The organism is Ornithinibacillus bavariensis, from assembly GCF_050433565.1.
In the GTDB taxonomy this organism is placed as follows: domain Bacteria; phylum Bacillota; class Bacilli; order Bacillales; family Amphibacillaceae; genus Ornithinibacillus; species Ornithinibacillus bavariensis.
The window spans coordinates 41,034-60,513 of sequence record NZ_JBNPWZ010000012.1; the positions used below are offsets into that span (position 1 = coordinate 41,034).

Genomic DNA, 19,480 nt, shown 5'->3' on the forward strand with positions numbered 1-19,480 from the left:
CATCTGCTAACAGTAGTATGTATCGTAATTCTCTATATATCAACTAAATTAACTAACATTTTCCGTTACAAAAAAACAGCGGGCTGGAACTATAAGCCTCACTGCTCTTAGAATAGATAAAACTAGTGTGTGTGAATTACAATATCCTCATTAGAGGCATCCTCATTACTAAGCACATCGTTCAGTGGTAATGCGGATTGAACAATTCCTTGAAGCTTTGCAGCTAATTCAGCACTTTTTAATGATATAAATTGTTCTGGTAAAATCGGTTTATGAATAGTCATGTAGATGGTTGTACCCTTTACACGTCCATTCTCTTCCTCTAGCATTTTATAAGTTCCATTTATTGTAACAGGCACAATCGGCACTTTAGCTTTAGTTGCTAGACGTAAACTACCTGGTTTAAATTCATTAAGCTTCGTCCCTCTACTTCGGGTACCTTCAGGAAAAATAACAATGGAATGACCATTTTTCAAATTTTCAATCCCTTGATTAATAGCGTTCATTGATTGACGCCGATCAGATCGGTCAATAAACACACACTGAAGCAGCTCCATCCAGGTACTAATAATTGGTAGTTTTTTTATCTCTTTTTTAGCAATGAATCCAACCGGTCTTCCAAGATGTCCTAAAATGGCTAATATATCAAATAACCCTTGATGGTTTGCTACATATAGAACTGGCCCATCAGGAATATTTTCTCTTCCTGTAACATGAACATTTGTGCCTGTTTTCTGAATTACCTTTTGAGAAACACGCATCGGTGTCTCAAAAATTTTTCTAAGAGTTTCATCTGTGCTAGGTTGTTGAATGAATCGCTTCGCTTGTTTTAAATTGAATAGACTTCCAATAACTAATATAATGGCATATGTATAAATCCAAAACGTAAATAACATCGCTGTCCCCTCCATTGTTCATTATACTAAGAACCTAGCAATGTTAAAAGTTTTGAGTGAACTAAAAGTTTGCCCAAGGAACTGTAATTAAATTCCCCAAATAAAGCTGAGAAAGAAAATCCCTTTTATTCTTAGACATATTTTTCACCATATTTTTCCTCTTCTATTACAATCGGAAAAAAATGTAAAGCAATTGAAACTTGAGTTTGTCTCCAGAATATCTTATTTTAGTATAGTAGCTATTTTTATATAAAACATTAGAAAGCCAATAATTGCTAATAATGTTAAATATATTGCAGATAATAAATTTATCTGACCTTATAACACCCATAAATTTATTGTCGAATAAGAAAGTTATAATACACAAACATTATTCGTCATCACTGGAGGATTTTATTATGTTTTCAAATGCAGAAATTGGAATTGATCTTGGAACTGCTAATATACTTATTTATTCCAAAAACAAAGGAATTATTTTAAACGAGCCATCTGTCGTAGCCATAGACATAAACACAAAACAGGTAGTTGCTGTCGGTGCTGATGCGAAAGAGATGATAGGTAAGACCCCAAGAAACATTGTCCCTATCCGACCATTAAAAGACGGTGTTATTGCCGATTATGATATTACTGCACAAATGCTAAAGGCTTTTCTTAAAAAGGTAAGTAAAACACTAGGCATGTCAATGCGTAAACCAAATGTAGTTGTATGCACACCATCTGGAAGCACAACTGTTGAACGAAGAGCAATCCATAATGCCGTGACAAGCTATGGTGCAAAACAGGTTCATTTGATTGAAGAACCAGTAGCAGCAGCTATTGGTGCTGATTTGCCAGTGGATGAACCAATCGCTAACGTTATTGTTGATATCGGCGGAGGTACCGCAGAGATTGGGATAATTTCTCTAGGTGGAGTAGTTTCCTCAAGCTCGGTTCGTGTTGGTGGAGACAAGATGGACGACGAAATTATTCAATACATCCGTAAAAAATATAATATTTTAATTGGTGAACGTACTGCAGAAAATGTAAAAATTGAAATTGGTTATGCACATCCAAATCATAAAGAAGAGTTTGTTGATGTACGTGGTCGCGATATGGTAACAGGTTTACCAAAAACCGTAACCATTTCATCAAAAGAAGTATACCAAGCTATTAAAGAGTCCTTAGAGCAAATACTACAGGCTATTCATGTTACGCTTGAAAATTGCCCACCAGAACTAAGCGGTGATATTGTTGATCGTGGAATTGTTATTACTGGTGGAGGTTCCTTATTAAAGGGTATGCAAGAATGGCTTGCAACCGAGCTATCCGTTCCAGTTCATATTGCACCAACCCCACTTGAATCAGTTGCAATTGGTACAGGTAAAGCAATTAAAATGATAGCAAAGCTCGAGAAAGCTGCAAAATAAAACGGGAGTTCTCTCCTGTTTTATTTTTTTATGATTACTAAAATTTTATTATACAATTTTCCCACTATATTTCCGTAGCTTGGTGTTGTTTTTTAATATCAGTATTGTAATCCCCAACATTTAATTTATGATTACAATTTTGAATGACGACGAAAACGAAAGCTAGTCTTCCTTTAAATTGAAAAAATTCCTCTAACACTATTTACAAATTTTTCAGAATACATTAAACTGAAACTAACGAGTCGTGTAAAACGCTTACAAATCAATGTGACATGACTGTTTATACAATTCTATTAGTATCAAAATAACTGCCTAGCTTGTTCACAGTTCATCTCCTGACCTGTTTCAACAAGCCTAAAGCCAGTTCATCATGATACAGCTTCCTTGCTGTGTTCATTTTGAGATTGGCTTTTTTTGTTTGTTAAAATGTAACATCACATGGAAAAATTAGAAAGGAGTGAAGTCGTGACGGGAGCTTTAAGTAAAATAAGAGTACTTGACTTATCCCGTGTTCTTGCAGGACCTTACTGCACGATGATCCTAGGTGATCTAGGTGCTGAAGTGGTAAAAGTAGAAGCACCCGGTGGAAGTGATGAGACACGATTCTGGGGGCCACCTTTTCAGAATGGTATAAGTGCCTATTATTTGTGTGCTAATCGTAATAAGAAAAATATCACACTTAACTTAAAGTCCACAGAGGGAATTGATACAATTAAGAGCTTAATTCAGGAGTCTGACGTCATTATTCATAATTTTAAAACGGGAACCATGGAGCGTTTTGGAATTGATTACGAATCATTAGAAAAACTAAACCCTGGTATCGTGTACTGCTCCATTACTGGCTTTGGTGAAACTGGCCCGTATAAAGAGTTACCTGGCTATGATTTTATCATTCAAGCCATGAGTGGGCTAATGAGTATTACTGGTGATGAACATTCCGGTCCCCAAAAGGTAGGGGTCGCAATTACAGATATTTTGACTGGAATGTATGCAGCAATCGGTATCCAAGCAGCATTGCTTGAACGAGAAAAGTCAGGACGAGGTCAAAAACTGGATATTTCTCTATATGACTCTGCTGTGAGCGCATTAGTCAATATTGGAAGTAATTATTTAATGGCTCAAAAAGTCCCATCTCGACTTGGTAATCAGCATGCCAATATTGTTCCCTACCAAACCTTTGAAACAATGGATGGACATATGGTGATTGCAATTGGAAATGACAATCAATTCAAAGCTTTTTGTACGATTCTAGGAAAAGAACAATATAGTGAAGATGAGCGTTTTAAGACAAATCCAAAGCGTGTAGAAAATCGGGATACGATTGTTCCACTAATCCAAAAAGTTTTACTGACAAAACCAACTAGCTACTGGCTAGACAGATGCCATGAACACAATATTCCATGTGGACCAATTCAAAATTTACAAGACGTTACGGATGACCCTCAATTACACGCACGGGAAATGTTTTGGGAAATGGAACACCCAACTGCTGGCGTTATAAAGATGATTGGAAGTCCGTTAAAACTATCTCGAACTCCAGTTACATTAAGACATCATCCCCCAAACCCTGGAGAGCATAATGTTGAACTATTAGATTCTCTTAAAGTGAATAGGGAGAAGTGAATAAAATGGCTCCAAATAATAAATTGACTGATTCTGAACAAGTGGTTGAATTTATGAACAATCTGGAACATCCTTTTAAAGAGGAAATTATTGCAGTAAGAAAAATAATTTTAGCAACGAACAACAGAATCACCGAAAAAATAAAATGGAACGCACCAAGCTTCTGTGTGAATGGTGATGATAAGATAACATTCAATCTTCGTGGAAAAGGATTTTTTCGATTAATATTTCATTGTGGGGCAAAAGTAAAGGAAGTCCCAAATAGGCAACCCCTCATTAACGATGAAGGCGGTTTATTAGAATGGGCCAGTTCGGATAGAGCAATATTGAAATTTACTGACATGAATGATGTGATATCGAAAGAAATTTATTTGAAAGAAATTATTAATAAATGGATTGATGCAACAGAAAGTTATCCAAATTAAATAGGAGTGATACAAATGAATTTTAACTTTTCAGAAGAACAAAACTTGTTACGTCAAACGGTAAGAAGTTTCGTAGATAAAGAGATTATGCCATATATCGCAGAATGGGATCGCCAAGGTCAATTTGACCCAACTATTTATAACAAACTTGCAGACTTAGGATTTATGGGAGTTTGCATTCCTGAAGAATATGGTGGAAGTGGAATGGATTATAACTCTTTAGCGATTGTGTGTGAAGAGCTTGAACGTGGGGATACAGCATTTCGAACTGCTGTTTCGGTTCATACCGGATTAAATTCTATGACTCTATTACAATGGGGAACAGAAGAACAAAAACAAAAGTATCTGACACCTCAAGCAAAAGGAGAAAAAATCGGCGCCTTCGGTTTAACTGAGCCGGGAGCTGGTTCTGATGTAGCTTCTCTTCAATCGACTGCAGTGCGAGATGGGGATTATTATATTTTAAATGGGCAAAAAACATGGATTTCACTTTGTGATGTTGCTGATCACTTCCTAGTTTTTGCTTATACAGATAAATCGAAAAAGCATCACGGTATTTCTGCATTCATTGTGGAAAGAACCTGGGAGGGGTTCTCCTCTAAAGCAATTAAGGGGAAGCATGGTATTCGTTCTGGGAATACTGGGGAGCTTTTCTTCGATAATGTAAAAGTACCTACTGAAAACTTACTAGGGGAAGAAGGTGAAGGCTTTAAGATTGCCATGTCAGCTCTTGACAATGGTAGATTCACCGTTGCGGCTGGTGCAGTTGGGCAAATAATGGCTTGCCTTGAATCAAGTGTGAAATACTGCCATGAACGTGAAACATTTGGAAAACCAATCGGTAAGCATCAGTTAGTACAGCAAATGATTGCAAAGATGGAAGCAGGTCTACAGATGAGTCGACTCCTTGTCTATCGTGCTGGCGAACTGAAAAACGAAGGAAAACGGAATACAAGAGAAACCTCTCTAGCAAAGTGGCAAGCATGTGATTTTGCTAATCAAGCAGCAGATGATGCAATGCAAATTCATGGTGCATACGGTTATTCCGACGAATATCCGGTTGAGCGCTATCTTCGTAATTCTAAAGCACCGGTTATTTATGAAGGAACTAGAGAAATTCATACCATTATGCAGGCAGAGTATGTCCTTGGTTACCGTAAAGATAAACCATTAAATAAAACATTACCAGCCTGGAACCCAGATAAAGAATTAGTGTAAAGTTACCTGTAATTATCGCACCTGTAAATTGATAGAACGATACGGGTGCGATATGCTTATTTATAGAAATAAAATACTCTTTAGGGAGGATGAAAATATGATTTCCACATTAACAAAAAGTATTTATATTAATGGGGTTTGGCGTGAGGTAGATGAGGAAAAAACACAAACTGTGTATAATCCTGCTACATTAGAACCAATAACAGCGGTTGCTTATGGAGGACAGGAGGAAACAAGAGAAGCAATTGAAGCTGCTGCTAATGCCTTTCCACAATGGAGCGAAATGACCGGAAGACAGCGTTCTCGCATTCTATATAAAGCTGCTGAGCTGATGCGTAAAGATGCAAAACGACTAGGAGAAATCCTTACTTCTGAGCAGGGTAAACCTCTTAATGAAGCTATTGGTGAGGTAAAAGGTGCGGCTGGCTTTTTACTTTGGTATGCAGAGGAGGCTTCTCGTGGATATGGTGAATGGATCCCTTCTTCCGTTAAATCAAAACGCATGTTAGTTATACCAAAACCCATTGGTGTTGTAGGCGCCATTACACCATGGAACTTTCCCTCATCCATGATTACTCGTAAGTTAGGTCCCGCTCTAGCAGCAGGGTGTACGGCTGTATTAAAGCCTTCACCTGAAACACCGTTATCTGCAATTGAAATCGTTAAAATATTTGAAGAAGCCGGCATGCCTCCTGGAGTCGTGAATCTTGTAACAGGGGATGCACAGGAAATTGGAAAAGAAATGCTAACGAATAAAGAAGTGAAACTTATTACATTTACTGGTTCGACTGCTGTCGGAAAATACTTAATGCGTGAAGCCGCTGACCAGGTAAAAAAAGTATCGCTGGAGCTTGGTGGTCACGCACCAATCATTGCCTTTGAAGATGCCGATCTGGAAAAAGCAACTTCCCTATCTTTAGCAAGTAAATTTCGTAACAATGGGCAAACCTGTATTTGTGCTAACCGCCTTTATGTACATGAATCCATTGCTGATAAATTTACGGCTCTATTAAAAGAAAAGCTGGAAAAAATGAAGGTTGGAAATGGCATGGATGAAGGGGTTGAACTAGGCCCGCTAATTAGTGAACAGGCACGTGAAAAGGTTGAGGCCCATCTTCTCGATGCACTTGAAAAAGGGGCCGAAATTGTGTCTGGTGGAAACAAATGGGAAGGTGAATTAAAAGGTTACTTCTGCCCTCCTACCATTGTTAAAAACGCAACAGATGATATGATTGTAATGAATCAAGAAACATTTGGACCGTTATTCCCAATCCAAACATTTACTGATGAAGACGAAGTAATTCAAAAAGCAAACAATACAGATTATGGTTTAGCTGCTTATATTTTTACAGAGAACACTGCCCGGACATTACGAGTTGCGGAAAAACTAGACTATGGTATGGTTGGTGTAAATGATGTCTTCCCTTCCGTTCCAGAGGCACCATTTGGTGGAATTAAACAGTCTGGTAGTGGTGGTAAAGAAGGTGGTCATCACGGAATGGATGAATTTTTAGAGAGAAAATTGGTCTCGATTGCAATTGACTAAGCATAGAAAAAATCGGTATTAGCTTTTTGCTAGTACCGATTTTTTCTCTTAATTAGGACAATTCCATCCATATTCTTCTTCAAAGCTACAGACAAGCCCTCCATTAGTGCTTCCATCTGGTTTTACATGGTAGTAATGAATTTCTTCTCCCTTCTTATCAAGGTATAACAAGGTGTAGCTTTCTACTTTTTTATTTTCATTCCATTCTACGAATAATTGGGCTTGAATGATGCCATTTTCCATGCCATGAATATCTGCACCATTCTGGAATCCTTGGTCATCATAGGCATACCCTCCAATTGTTCCAAAATCATATCGCCAAAACTTCGTTCCATCATTAGTTGATTTCCCAGTAATAAATTCGCTACCGAACAAGGTTTTCACTTCATTTTCTGATAGTAAAATATTTAGTTTTTTCTTAAATTCTTCCATATGCTTTATTTGATCATTACTTTCCTTAAACGTTGGGTTTACTAAATAAGAGTTCATGATAGAATCACCCCTTATTTGTAGGCTATAGCCCCTTTGTTCTGTAACGTTTAATAATACCCTTGAAGTAGAATATGTTGTTGTACTTCCGTTGGACAATTCTAATTCAACTTCAAATAGCCCTTCCCCAAGTTCAGAATCATAAAAACTAAAATTGAATGTATCACCTCGTTTTATTTCAGAACTATCAGCATTTGCCGCACCTTGTGACCGCACCATTCTCCCGTCCTGATAGATTTTTAAATATATGTGACTTATATTAAAACCAGTTTGATTCTCGATACGAATCGTAATTTCATCCTCTTCTTCATTTGCAATGGGAGCATCACCAGTTACTTCAGGTGCCGGTTCTGTTTGATTGTTTCCTGCTAGGTTGAGGTTGCTATAATTCAATAGTGGTAAAGCGATGATAATGATTAATCCTAAAACAACAGCAGTTGCGATATAATGCTTCCATTGAAAGGCTGTTTTTTGGGGGAATGGTTCTTCCATTTTTCGATTGATTTTAGTGAGAATTTCCTGTTGCTCATGGTTAGAAAGCTTTATTCTATTGTTCAATCCTTTTAACCCTTGATTCATTTCATCATATGGTCTCATGACTAAAATTCTCCTTTCCCAGTTCTTTTCGCAGTGCTTTAATTGCTCGAAATAAAGTAACCTTTACCTTTTTTTCCGTCCAGCCTAGAATTTCAGCTGTTTCACTTATCGAAAATTCCTTAATCTTTCTAAGTACGATAACATCCCGATAAGATAATTTCAGTTTACTAAGTGATAAGTATAGTTCTTTTTCCGTCTCATTTAAAATGGCCATTTCCTCTGGACTTGGTTCATTTGCATTCAATAAGGAAAATGAATCCAATAAAGATGCAATTGGCTTCTTCTTCCTGATATCATCAATAGTCACATTTCTAGCAATTCGAAAAAGCCAGCCTCTGACATTGTCGCCCTTGAACGAATTAATATTTCTGTATGCACGAAGAAAGGTATCCTGTAAGATATCCTTTGCTAGCTCATGGTCACTGACTAAAAAATATATATAATTATAAATATCATTACTATAAGCTAGGTACCAATCGCTTATACGCTGTTTCCCGACATGTTGGTCCATAACCTCATTTCCTCTCCATTAATTTAGTGCCTTCACTTAATCAACGAATCTAAATTTAAAAAGTTACATATAAAAAAATAAACGCCGATTATAGCGTTTATTTCTTCTATTTTTATATCCTGACTAACCAAATGCCACATCCAAAATCATCATTAAAACAAAGCCAATCATTAAACTCATCGAAGCCAGGTCCTTATTTCCTTTTTCCTGCGAGCTCGGAATAACTTCTTCAGCGACAACAAATATCATCGCGCCAGCAGCAAAGCTTAAAGCATAAGGCAATAACGGCTCAATAAAGGCTACTGCAAATGCACCGATTACTGCTGCTATTGGTTCTACCATTCCCGAAAATTGTCCATAAAGGAAGCTCTTTCCTCGAGACATTCCCTCACCTCGTAATGGCATAGATACAGCGACACCCTCTGGGAAGTTCTGTATACCAATTCCAATGGCCAATGTTATTGCACCTGCCAATGATGCCTCGGTTCCACCATTTGCTAAAGCCCCAAATGCTATACCTACCGCTAGACCCTCTGGAATATTATGCAATGTGATAGCCAATACCAAAAGCGTACTCCTTTTTCTTTCGAAATGACGCCGTCCCTCCGCCTTTCCAATTGGTGTATTTGGATGAAGATGAGGAAGAATTTTATCGATTCCCCATAAAAATACACCACCTAATAAAAATCCAAAAGCAGCTGGAAACCATGCCGCAATCGCATTATCCTTTGACATTTCGATGGAAGGAGCAAGCAATGACCAGTAGCTTGCTGCTATCATAACCCCACCAGCAAACCCAAGCATACTGTCCAGGAGACGTTGATTTAAATTCTTTGTCGCAAATACTACTGCAGCCCCAAGTGCTGTCATTCCCCAAGTAAAAAGTGTTGCAAATAATGCTTGCGTTATTGGGCTAAACTGTTCAAAAAACTCTACCATATTAAAAGAACTCCTTAGTAAGTAACCTGTATTATGATTAAAATGTTTCCTTTAGTAAACATTTTAATCCCAGACCATAAAATAGTCAATTATAATAAATTAGAACATCAATACTAGTTTCATACAAAAAAACAATTTCATGCTCACAAGCTACTAAAAGTTCCTTAGATTTTATTTCATGATGAAAGTGTTTTCCTCACAAATTCGTCAAACCTCTCTTCTTCCTCAGAGAATGGATTGTGATTACTTTCTTCAAATATGGTTAATGAAGAATTTACGATTGATTCGGCAATTTCAATTCCGAATTTCATTGGGCATTGTGCGTCATATTTACCCGTATAAATAAAGCTTGGAATTTGGATCTGTTTAATTTCTTCACGAATATCAAAAGTAGGGTATTCTACTTTTCTGAAGTAGTCAAGCCGTGGTCCAACAGTCCTGCCACTATTTGGTTTCTTGTATGCCGCTAACATTTTCTCCTCAGAATAAAAGGACATTAAATCCCATTCATATCCTAATTTTCTACGAACCTCAAGAGGAGTATTGGGGTTATTAAGTTTATCCATTATTTCTACGATACGCTTAAAATTAGGATTTTTACTACAATAAATCGAGTCTGGATCTTGTCCGTATTTATAGCTTGCTGCCGCCCCTCCAGCAACTATTTTCGTCAATCTGGAAGGACGATTAATCGCATACTTTAAAGCGAGCATACCACCTGCAGAATGTCCCGCGAAGCCCCATTTGGAAATACTAAGGGCTTCTCTAATCGCTTCTAGGTCTAGCACAGCAGCATCCATACTGTATTCACTTTCATCACTTGCTTCTGAAGAGTTACCAGCACCCTTCAGGTTAATTAAATACACTTTATAATACTTGGTGAAGGGATTGGCAAAGGTATTCCCACGCTCATTGAAGGCACTATAATGATGTGTAACAGCAAGTGGCTCTCCTTCCCCTTTTTCAAATAACTCAAAAGTCCCTCTATCTGTCTCTATTAATCTTTTCTCCCACATTTGTTACTCCCCCTTTGATAGTTCTTGTATGTAATCATTAATAATTGGTATATCTGGTGGACTTATGTTTTTAGGAAGGTCGTCAAAACGAAAAAACCGTAAATCGTCCACTTCATTTTCATCCTTAACAAGCTCGCCTTTATAATCAATACACAAATATGCAGCTACAACATTGTATACCTCATCACCATGGGGGTATTTATAGTAGAACGCTTCCCCTGAGTATATGTTAATGAGTTCTAAGTCCTTTGCTGTTAATCCCGTTTCTTCTCTTAACTCTCTTCTTGCCACTTCTTCCAGTGATTCACCCAGCTCCATGGAACCTCCAGCTAATCCCCAGCAATGATTGTCCTTTCGCAGTTGAAGTAATATTCTATTTCGATTGTCAATTAGCAACACACAGGCACCTACCATGATAATTGGGCGTGAACCTACGATCTTTCTTAAATCCTTTATGTATCCCATTTAGATTCCCCTTTTAAGTTCACAGTAATTGGAAGTTACAATTGTTAGATTGTAATATGGTTAACAACTTCTTCAATTTGAATGGTTATTTTTCGTAACTTTTTTATCTTACTCCAATTTATCTCTTATTTTGTTTAGTCTTTCACCTGATTTTTACAATGATTTTGAGTAATATTCCTTTCGTCGATGTAAAGAAGGCATCGTTGGAAATGAATTAATGGAATCATTTATTTTCATGACTGTTACCACCTTTTAGATTATCTATCAATTATTATAACAAAAATTCCAAAATCTCTATAAAATAAAAACGCATAGTAGCAATTACTATGCGTCGTGTATCTCAATATTTTGCTTTGACTATTTCGAATCAACTGGATGTATTGCCTCAAACAATAGCTGGTCTAGTTCCTTGGTGTATTCTTGAACTTGTTCATTCGACCAGTTGAATACTTTTGCCAAATAAGAAATTACTTGTTCCTTATGTTCTTTCACCCAATTTATATTAAAAAACAATGCTCCAGTACGTCTGATGAAGAAGTCGACTGGTTTATATACTAATTCATACTCAATTCCGTAACGAAGCATAGCAACTACTACTGGGCTCATATTTTCAGATTGGACATTTTCTTTTTCACGCTGGTATATGTCAAAAATGATATCAACGTTTGAACCATATCTTTTAACTAGACCTTTAGCAAGGTTTTCATCGATTCCAAGCTGTATACCTTTAGATACCTTTTGATTTACGAACCTTTCAAAACCTGTAGAACCGCCTACATCACCTCCAGAAATACGTAATTCCTTCGTTTGTGTTCCTGGAAATGCTCTTCCTTCTTCTTGCTGAAGTTGTTTTCCAACTAAATCAACAATACTCTCGGCCATTTTTCGATATCCCGTTAACTTTCCACCAGCAATAGAAATAAAACCTGAATCAGATATAAAAATCTCATCTCTTCTAGATATTTCTGAAGGGTTCTTACCTTCTTCGTGAATTAATGGTCGTAAACCAGCCCAACTTGATTCTACATCTTCTGACTTAATTTTAACGTTAGGAAACATATAGTCAATTGCCTTTAAGACGTAATCTCTATCCTCTACAGTCATTGTTGGGTGTGCAATCTCTCCTTTATAGACAGTATCGGTAGTACCTACATAGGTTTTTCCCTCTCGTGGAATAGCAAATACCATTCGTCCATCAGGAGTATCAAAATATATCGCTTGTCTTAATGGGAATCGTTTCCCATCAAATACAAGATGAATCCCTTTTGTAAGCTGTAGTGTCTTACCTTTTTTTGAATGATCGATTTCCCGTAACGTATCCACCCACGGTCCAGCAGCATTAACAATCTTCTTCGCGTAAATCTTTTGAGTGGAACCATCTATTTGATCTTCTACTTCCACACCTGTTACCTTTTTATTCTCATAAATTAAATTCGTAACTTTCATATAGTTTATTGCATGTGCACCTTTTTCAACTGCCTTTTTCATGACCTCGATAGTTAAACGTGCATCATCTGTTTTATACTCGACATAATATCCTGCACCTTTAAGATTTTTAAAATTCAACAGCGGTTCTCGTCTCATCGCTTCGTCTGGTGTAAGCATCTTTCTTCTTTCGCTCTTCTTAACACCTGCAAGAAAATCGTACACTCGTAAACCTATATTTGTGGTAAACGGACCAAATGTACCTCCTTTATAGAATGGAAGCATCATCCATTCTGGAGTAGTCACATGTGGGCCGTTTTCATAAACAATTGCTCGTTCCTTACCAGTCTCTGAAACGACACCAATTTCAAATTGTTTTAAATACCGAAGACCTCCATGAACAAGCTTTGTCGACCTACTAGAAGTACCTGCAGCAAAATCTTGCATCTCTACTAACGCTACCTTCATACCTCTTGTTACAGCATCCAGTGCAATACCAGCACCAGTAATTCCTCCACCAATGATAAGTAAATCAAGGGATTCATTACTAATTTTAGTCTTTAAATCATCTCGTTCTAAGCTTGAAAACATATTATTCACTCCTTTTTAATAACCAATCGGTTCACTATTGGATAGGTAAATAATTCGTCGAAAATAAATAGAGAGACCACAAATTACCCTATACTATAGAGCACTGTGGTCTCTCAAGGAAATCTGTCCAAGCTTAACATGCCTTTATTGAAACGTTTAACCACTACTTTATGATTGACATTTTTGTGATATCTTATGCGGTAGGATACTCCCTATGGTGTGGTGGGAGAATTTGATATCATCTCAACATCTAAGCATTAATCGTAATGACATCCGTTATTTAAATGCTCTGGTTGCTGCGACAGCTTTTTTCCATCCATTATATAGATTGTCTCGTTTTTCTTCGGTTAGATTAGGTGTGAAAGTACGATCAATATTCCATTGTTTTGCAATTTCATTTTTGTCCTTCCAATAACCAACAGCTAGACCAGCTAAATATGCTGCACCTAGAGCAGTTGTCTCATTGATTACAGGACGGTCAACCTGAACACCTAATATATCACTTTGGAATTGCATTAAGAAGTTATTTTTAACGGCACCACCATCTACTCGAAGTGACTTAACATCGATACCTGAATCTGCAACCATTACATCTACAAGGTCTTTGGACTGATAAGCTAGAGACTCAAGAGTAGCCCGAATAAAATGCTCTTTTGTTGTTCCACGAGTTAGTCCGAATACAGCCCCACGTGCTTCACTATCCCAGTATGGAGTACCTAAACCAACAAAGGCTGGAACAACATACACTCCATCGGTTGAGTCTACTCTAGTAGCATAGTCTTCACTTTCTGGTGCATTATCAATTAATTTCAAGCCATCACGTAGCCATTGAATTGCGGATCCAGAAACGAAGATGCTTCCTTCTAAGGCGTATTCTACCTTTCCATCAACACCCCAAGCAATTGTTGTTAAGAGACCATTCTGGGATTTCACACCTTCTTCTCCAGTGTTCATTAACAGAAATCCACCAGTTCCATAGGTGTTCTTTACCATTCCTTTATCAAAGCAAGCTTGCCCAAATAATGCTGCTTGTTGATCACCAGCTATACCTGCAATAGGTACTTCTTCACCGAAGAAATGATAATCAACTGTGTTTCCATATACTTCTGATGACTGTCTAACCTCTGGTAACATGCTCTTTGGTACGGTTAATATTTCGAGCAGCTCATCATCCCATTTTAAATCATAAATATTAAACATTAGGGTACGAGATGCATTCGAATAATCCGTTACATGGACTTTTCCTCCAGATAATTTGTAAACTAACCAGCTATCAATAGTACCAAACTGAAGCTCTCCATTATCCGCTTTTTCTCTAGCACCTTCGACATTATCTAATATCCATTTCACCTTTGTACCAGAGAAATAAGGATCTAGAAGCAATCCTGTTTTTTCTTTGAATAAATCATTATATCCTTTTTCTCTTAGCTCTTGAACGATTCCTTCTGTTTGACGAGATTGCCATACTATTGCTCTATAAATGGGTTTTCCAGTATTTCTATCCCAAACAACTGTTGTTTCCCTTTGGTTCGTTATTCCGATACCAGCAACTTGGTCAGGTGTTATATCTGCCTTTCTAAAAACATCAGCAATACAAGATAGGACAGAAGTCCAAATTTCATTTGCGTCATGTTCTACCCAGCCTGGCTTTGGAAAGAATTGTTCAAATTCCTTTTGTGCGGTTTCAATAATCTCTCCTTCACGATTAAATAATATTGCACGTGAACTAGTTGTTCCTTGGTCTAAGGATAAAATATAATTACTCAAAACAGTCTCCTCCTTATTATTTCACCATTTCTAAAAACTCTTTCATTAATTATGTGCTTTTTTAATTTCTATTGATGCAGCTGCTACTAAAATAATAGCAACAACAGCACTAAACATCCAAAATCCTGCAGAATATACGCCGTCAAATATTGCTTTATAGAAGAACCCTCCATAAATACCACCCAATATTGGGCCAATTACTGGAATCCAAGCATATCCCCAATTCGAGCTTCCCTTTCCAGGGATAGGAAGTAAAGCGTGTGCAATTCTTGGCCCTAAATCACGAGCTGGATTAATCGCATATCCAGTAGGACCACCTAAGGACATACCAATTGCTACAATTAATAGACCTACAATAGCAGGGTTTAACCCTTCAGTAAACTCATTGATTCCGATAAATAACAATCCAAAGACTAGAACAAACGTACCAATCATTTCAGTTACAAGATTTGATAGTGGACTACTTACTGCTGGATCTGTAGAGAACACAGCTAGTTTAAGCCCTGGATCTTTCGTTTCTTTCCAATGTGGTAAAAATGCAAAATAGACTACTGCGGCACCAATGAATGCTCCTATCATTTGACCAGAAATAAACATTGGTACTTTAGACCATGGAAAATCTCCAATCGATGCAAAAGCTAATGTTACAGCAGGGTTTAGATGCGCACCAGAAATACTACCAGCGGCATATACCCCCATTGTTACAGCTAGACCCCAGCCTAATGTGACTAGTACCCAGCCGCCACCTTCGCCTTTTGACTTATTTAAAATATTAGTAGCAACCACTCCACCACCGAAAATGATAAGGATCATGGTACCAATAAGTTCTGCTACAAATTCTGACATGTAAAATCCCCCATTCTATAATTGGAAACGTATTCAACAAGTTGTATACATGTTGACAATACAAAAAGCCCACACTTAGTTTGTATACTCCATAACAGAATATACGAATAAGTGTGGGCTCGATGTCTCCGTCACATGAATTAACTTGTACTGTTATTCTACTCCTCCATGAAACCGTTGTCAACGAATTATTTTTTAATAATTTTAGTTTCCAACGTTTTAAATTGGAGGTGCTTACTGCTTTAGCTCCGCTTCCTAAGACATATAGAACATTTTGCTCGGACCTATTAAAGCCAGATACCCCCGTTTATTCCCACTTATGGATAATTTTCCATCAAATGATAAAAGAATCCCTTCAAAGTAATCTTTCTCTTTGAAGGGATTCAAATAAATATGCTAAATCTAAGTCTTATTTAACAGCTTTTTCAGCTGCTTCTTTTACTTCCTCAAGCGTTTTTCCCATCCCTGATTCAACTGATGCAACAAACGCACCCTCTAGGATAGGAGCATTTGCAATTTCAATGTTTTCGTGCTCTGACAATTCAATAGCTAATTCTGCATTCATCATTGCACTTCCAATATCGTAAAATAAAAGGACACCTTTTTCACTATAAGCATTTTCAATTGCTTGCAAGATCTTCTCTACACTGGTACCTATTCCATGATCTTCAGTGCCACCAGCTGGCTCTACTACTACATTTGGAACCATTTGATTAATAATATCTTTAATTCCCTTAGCCACTTTAGAACTATGTGAAATTAATACAATTCCTACATGTGACATTGTTATACACCTTCCTTTATTACATCTGAAAGTGCAGAAAAAATGTAATAGGAAGAAACTGATCCTGGATCTAGATGGCCTACCGAGCGCTCACCTAAATATGCAGCACGTCCTTTTTTAGCTTCTATTGCTTTCGTGGCTTCCATAGCATTTTTTGCAGTTGTTTCGATAGTGACCGCTTCAAAATCACTATCCTTTTGTAATTGCTCAACAATTGGCTCCCAAACATCTACAAGTGTTTTTTCCCCTGTGCTAGCTTTTCCACGCATCTTAATTCCATTTAGCGCTTCGGATACCGCATTAACAAATAGAGAATAATCTATCTTCTCTCTACCTTTAAGCGATGTAGACATCTTTAAGAATGCTGTACCATATAATGGTCCAGATGCACCACCAACTTTTGATAATAGGGTCATAGACACATCCTTTAAAACGTCAGACACTGTAGAATAATCAGTTGCCTTAATTTTTGTCACTACTTCATTAAACCCACGTGCCATATTGATACCATGATCCCCATCCCCAATTGCTCTGTCCAACGCGGATAAAAAATCTTTATTTGTCTGTATTTTTTCGTTGGATTTTTCCATCCAGGTGATAACATGATTGACTTGCAGTTCCATTCAAACTACTCCTCTCTATCGGCGAAATGCTGGAGCTTTTGATTCAGCATCTAAAAGGGATTTTAACTCTTCGTCTACTTTTAATAACGTTACGGAACAACCTGCCATTTCCAGAGATGTCATATACTCTCCGACAAATGTATCATATATCTTAATTCCTTTTTCAGTAAGAATATTATTTACTTCCTTATTTACAATATAGAGTTCCATTTCGGGAGTAGCACCTAATCCATTGATCATAACAGCAACCTCGTCACCACTTTTTAAATTCATATCATCAAGAACTTTCTCCATTAGTTCTGTAGCAATGTCATGTGCTGTTGTAACTTCTGTTCGCTTTATTCCTGGTTCTCCATGAATTCCGATTCCAACTTCCATTTCATTATCTTTTAGTTCAAAGCTAGGCTTCCCTGCTGCCGGTACTATACATGGAGTTAGTGCCATACCAATGGAACGAACATTGGCGACCACTTTTTCAGCTACCGCTTTTACTTCCTCCAATGAGGCACCTTGCGTAGCTTTTGCTCCAACAATTTTATGAACGAATACTGTACCAGCAATTCCTCGGCGTCCTGTTGTAAAGGAGCTATCCTCAACAGCGACATCATCATTAACAACAACCTGCTGTACATTAATTCCTTCCGCTTCAGCCAATTCAGCAGCCATCTCGAAGTTCATCACGTCACCAGTATAGTTTTTGATGATGAGTAACACACCTTCTCCACTATCAACTGCTTTAATAGCCTCTAAAACTTGATCAGGGGTAGGGGAAGTAAATACCTCTCCAGCGACAGCTGCATCTAGCATACCTTTGCCGACATAACCAGCATGTGCAGGCTCATGACCACTGCCACCGCCACTAACTAAACCAACCTTATTGGAAACTGGTGCATCTTCACGAACAACTACCGTGGTATTAGGCAATAATTTCACATCATTAGGATATGCAGCTACAAATCCTTCTAACATATCCTTTACTACAAAATTAGGGTCATTAATAATCTTTTTCATTATTATTCCTCCTCAGGATTATTGAATGTTCACACCAACATTCAATTGAAAAATAACCCTACCGCTTATCTCTATTTTAGTGCATCGATTTTATTAATTCTAGAAATTGACACTATCTATCCTAACCAAAACGCATCGTAAAATACGATGCGTCTTGGTTAGGATTTCGTACAAAATCTAATTAAATCTTATTCATTTTTTCTAAATTGATTATATACTGCTTATGTAAATCCTTTAAAGCAGACACAATCGCGTTCCCAGCTTTTCCCATATAATGTAACTTGACTGCATCTACAGGCGAATCAATTCCATCCTGCAAACTATAGCCCCTTAATAATTGCTGAACAAAATCACGTCCATGTTCAGTTGCCAATGTACAGCTTGCTGCTACAATGACACCGTACTTTCGATCAATTTCTGCTGTAATAGTAAGGGTTTCATACATATTTTGTGCTGCCATTCCAGATGGCAATCTCGCATGACCTGCAATGAAAACGGTATTCAAATTATTCCACCACCCCTTGCACGAATCCACGAAATCCAAGCTCTCTTGAGATATTTTCGGCAGTTTCTTTTGTTTTCATTTTTATGTTGGTTAAATTTTCTCCTTCAAAATATGTCGACAACCCACTAACTGTTAAAGCAGCAATTACATGATTACGGTAGTCAAATATCGGATAAGAAATACCTGTAGTATTCTCATCCTGTTCTCCAACACTGTAGGAATAACCCTTTTTTTGAATCTCTACTAACTCTTTTTTAAATCTTTCACTGTTAATTTTCCCTTCTAATTCTGCGTCATGTAATATCTCTTCTTGCTTATCCTTAGGTAAATAAGCCAACAGTAATTTCGGACCGGAACCCATATATAATGGTGCATTCTTACCTATTCTTGTATATAGACGGATTGCTTTATTACTTTCAACCTTCTCAACATATGTTGCTTCATCGTGATTTACTACAACAAGGTGAACAGCTTCCTGTATGGAACTTGCTAATTCTTCCATATAGGAATAGGCAATCCTTCTAACCTCTAGCCGATCAGAAACTAGTTGGCCTAATTCCAATAGCTTTAATCCTAACCGATAGCGGGTATCATGCTCACTTTCTTTTTCTTTGTAAACATAGTTCATCGATTCTAATGTGGTTAGTAATCGATAAGCTGTTGGTTTTGGAAGATTAGCCCTTTCAGAAATTTCCTTTAAGGATAATTCATAATTATTTTCATCAAATAGATTTAATAAATGAAGTGCCTTTTTTACACTCTGATTCATTTTGATTCTCCTTGCTGTGCAACTAGAA

General features: G+C 37.3%; 19 protein-coding genes. 5 read left to right on the forward strand and 14 right to left on the reverse strand.

Features of this window, described 5'->3' with window-relative positions; all coding sequences use genetic code 11:
• Positions 1 to 122: 122 nt before the first annotated feature.
• A complete protein-coding gene (locus tag HNR27_RS15795; protein ID WP_429340453.1) occupies positions 123 to 896 on the reverse strand; it encodes a lysophospholipid acyltransferase family protein in 774 nt (257 codons plus the stop codon).
• Positions 897 to 1,294: 398 nt separating this feature from the next.
• On the opposite strand from HNR27_RS15795, the gene mreBH reads away from it, so the two are divergent.
• From mreBH to HNR27_RS15820, 5 genes are all read left to right on the forward strand, one after another.
• Entirely contained in the window at positions 1,295 to 2,302 is a 1,008-nt protein-coding gene (gene mreBH, locus HNR27_RS15800; RefSeq protein WP_429340454.1) for a rod-share determining protein MreBH, read from the forward strand.
• Positions 2,303 to 2,767: 465 nt separating this feature from the next.
• The gene (locus tag HNR27_RS15805; protein ID WP_429340455.1) at positions 2,768 to 3,925 is read left to right on the forward strand and encodes a CaiB/BaiF CoA transferase family protein; all 1,158 of its coding nucleotides are present in this window, start codon (positions 2,768 to 2,770) and stop codon (positions 3,923 to 3,925) included.
• 5 nt (positions 3,926 to 3,930) lie between these two features.
• A complete protein-coding gene (locus HNR27_RS15810) occupies positions 3,931 to 4,350 on the forward strand; it encodes a DUF1801 domain-containing protein (protein ID WP_429340456.1) in 420 nt (139 codons plus the stop codon).
• Positions 4,351 to 4,365: 15 nt separating this feature from the next.
• Positions 4,366 to 5,568, forward strand: a complete 1,203-nt coding sequence (locus HNR27_RS15815; RefSeq protein ID WP_429340457.1) for an acyl-CoA dehydrogenase family protein — start codon at positions 4,366 to 4,368, stop codon at positions 5,566 to 5,568.
• A 97-nt stretch (positions 5,569 to 5,665) separates the two neighbouring features.
• Positions 5,666 to 7,114 carry an NAD-dependent succinate-semialdehyde dehydrogenase gene (locus HNR27_RS15820; protein ID WP_429340458.1) on the forward strand — a complete coding sequence of 483 codons (1,449 nt, stop codon included), beginning with the start codon at positions 5,666 to 5,668 and terminating at the stop codon, positions 7,112 to 7,114.
• Positions 7,115 to 7,162: 48 nt separating this feature from the next.
• Here the strand turns inward: HNR27_RS15820 and HNR27_RS15825 are convergent, their stop codons facing one another.
• The 13 genes from HNR27_RS15825 to HNR27_RS15885 all read right to left on the reverse strand — a co-directional run bounded on the left by HNR27_RS15825 (position 7,163) and on the right by HNR27_RS15885 (position 19,452).
• Positions 7,163 to 8,200 (reverse strand): hypothetical protein, encoded by a 1,038-nt coding sequence (locus HNR27_RS15825; protein ID WP_429340459.1) that lies wholly within the window; start codon positions 8,198 to 8,200, stop codon positions 7,163 to 7,165.
• Entirely contained in the window at positions 8,187 to 8,711 is a 525-nt protein-coding gene (locus tag HNR27_RS15830) for an RNA polymerase sigma factor (RefSeq protein WP_429340460.1), read from the reverse strand. Before HNR27_RS15830 ends, HNR27_RS15825 begins: the two co-directional genes overlap by 14 nt.
• A 123-nt stretch (positions 8,712 to 8,834) precedes the next feature.
• Positions 8,835 to 9,650, reverse strand: coding sequence for a ZIP family metal transporter (locus tag HNR27_RS15835; protein ID WP_212921371.1), 816 nt, complete (start codon positions 9,648 to 9,650; stop codon positions 8,835 to 8,837).
• A 176-nt stretch (positions 9,651 to 9,826) separates the two neighbouring features.
• Positions 9,827 to 10,666, reverse strand: coding sequence for an alpha/beta fold hydrolase (locus tag HNR27_RS15840; protein WP_429340461.1), 840 nt, complete (start codon positions 10,664 to 10,666; stop codon positions 9,827 to 9,829).
• Between the two features lie 3 nt (positions 10,667 to 10,669).
• On the reverse strand, positions 10,670 to 11,131 hold the full coding sequence (locus HNR27_RS15845; protein WP_429340462.1) for an NUDIX hydrolase: 462 nt from the start codon (positions 11,129 to 11,131) through the stop codon (positions 10,670 to 10,672).
• 357 nt (positions 11,132 to 11,488) lie between these two features.
• The gene (locus tag HNR27_RS15850; protein WP_429340463.1) at positions 11,489 to 13,147 is read right to left on the reverse strand and encodes a glycerol-3-phosphate dehydrogenase/oxidase; all 1,659 of its coding nucleotides are present in this window, start codon (positions 13,145 to 13,147) and stop codon (positions 11,489 to 11,491) included.
• A gap of 276 nt (positions 13,148 to 13,423) precedes the next feature.
• The gene (gene glpK / locus HNR27_RS15855) at positions 13,424 to 14,914 is read right to left on the reverse strand and encodes a glycerol kinase GlpK (protein ID WP_429340464.1); all 1,491 of its coding nucleotides are present in this window, start codon (positions 14,912 to 14,914) and stop codon (positions 13,424 to 13,426) included.
• 45 nt (positions 14,915 to 14,959) lie between these two features.
• Positions 14,960 to 15,760 carry an MIP/aquaporin family protein gene (locus tag HNR27_RS15860; RefSeq protein WP_429340465.1) on the reverse strand — a complete coding sequence of 267 codons (801 nt, stop codon included), beginning with the start codon at positions 15,758 to 15,760 and terminating at the stop codon, positions 14,960 to 14,962.
• Between the two features lie 409 nt (positions 15,761 to 16,169).
• A complete protein-coding gene (gene dhaM / locus HNR27_RS15865) occupies positions 16,170 to 16,544 on the reverse strand; it encodes a dihydroxyacetone kinase phosphoryl donor subunit DhaM (RefSeq protein WP_429340466.1) in 375 nt (124 codons plus the stop codon).
• A gap of 2 nt (positions 16,545 to 16,546) precedes the next feature.
• Entirely contained in the window at positions 16,547 to 17,167 is a 621-nt protein-coding gene (gene dhaL / locus HNR27_RS15870; protein WP_429340467.1) for a dihydroxyacetone kinase subunit DhaL, read from the reverse strand.
• Positions 17,168 to 17,182: 15 nt separating this feature from the next.
• The gene (gene dhaK / locus HNR27_RS15875) at positions 17,183 to 18,178 is read right to left on the reverse strand and encodes a dihydroxyacetone kinase subunit DhaK (protein ID WP_429340468.1); all 996 of its coding nucleotides are present in this window, start codon (positions 18,176 to 18,178) and stop codon (positions 17,183 to 17,185) included.
• Positions 18,179 to 18,359: 181 nt separating this feature from the next.
• Complete coding sequence (locus tag HNR27_RS15880) at positions 18,360 to 18,683, reverse strand: DUF3870 domain-containing protein (RefSeq protein WP_212921380.1); 324 nt, start codon at positions 18,681 to 18,683, stop codon at positions 18,360 to 18,362.
• A 1-nt stretch (position 18,684) separates the two neighbouring features.
• Positions 18,685 to 19,452, reverse strand: coding sequence for an IclR family transcriptional regulator (locus tag HNR27_RS15885; RefSeq protein ID WP_429340469.1), 768 nt, complete (start codon positions 19,450 to 19,452; stop codon positions 18,685 to 18,687).
• Positions 19,453 to 19,480: the final 28 nt, after the last annotated feature.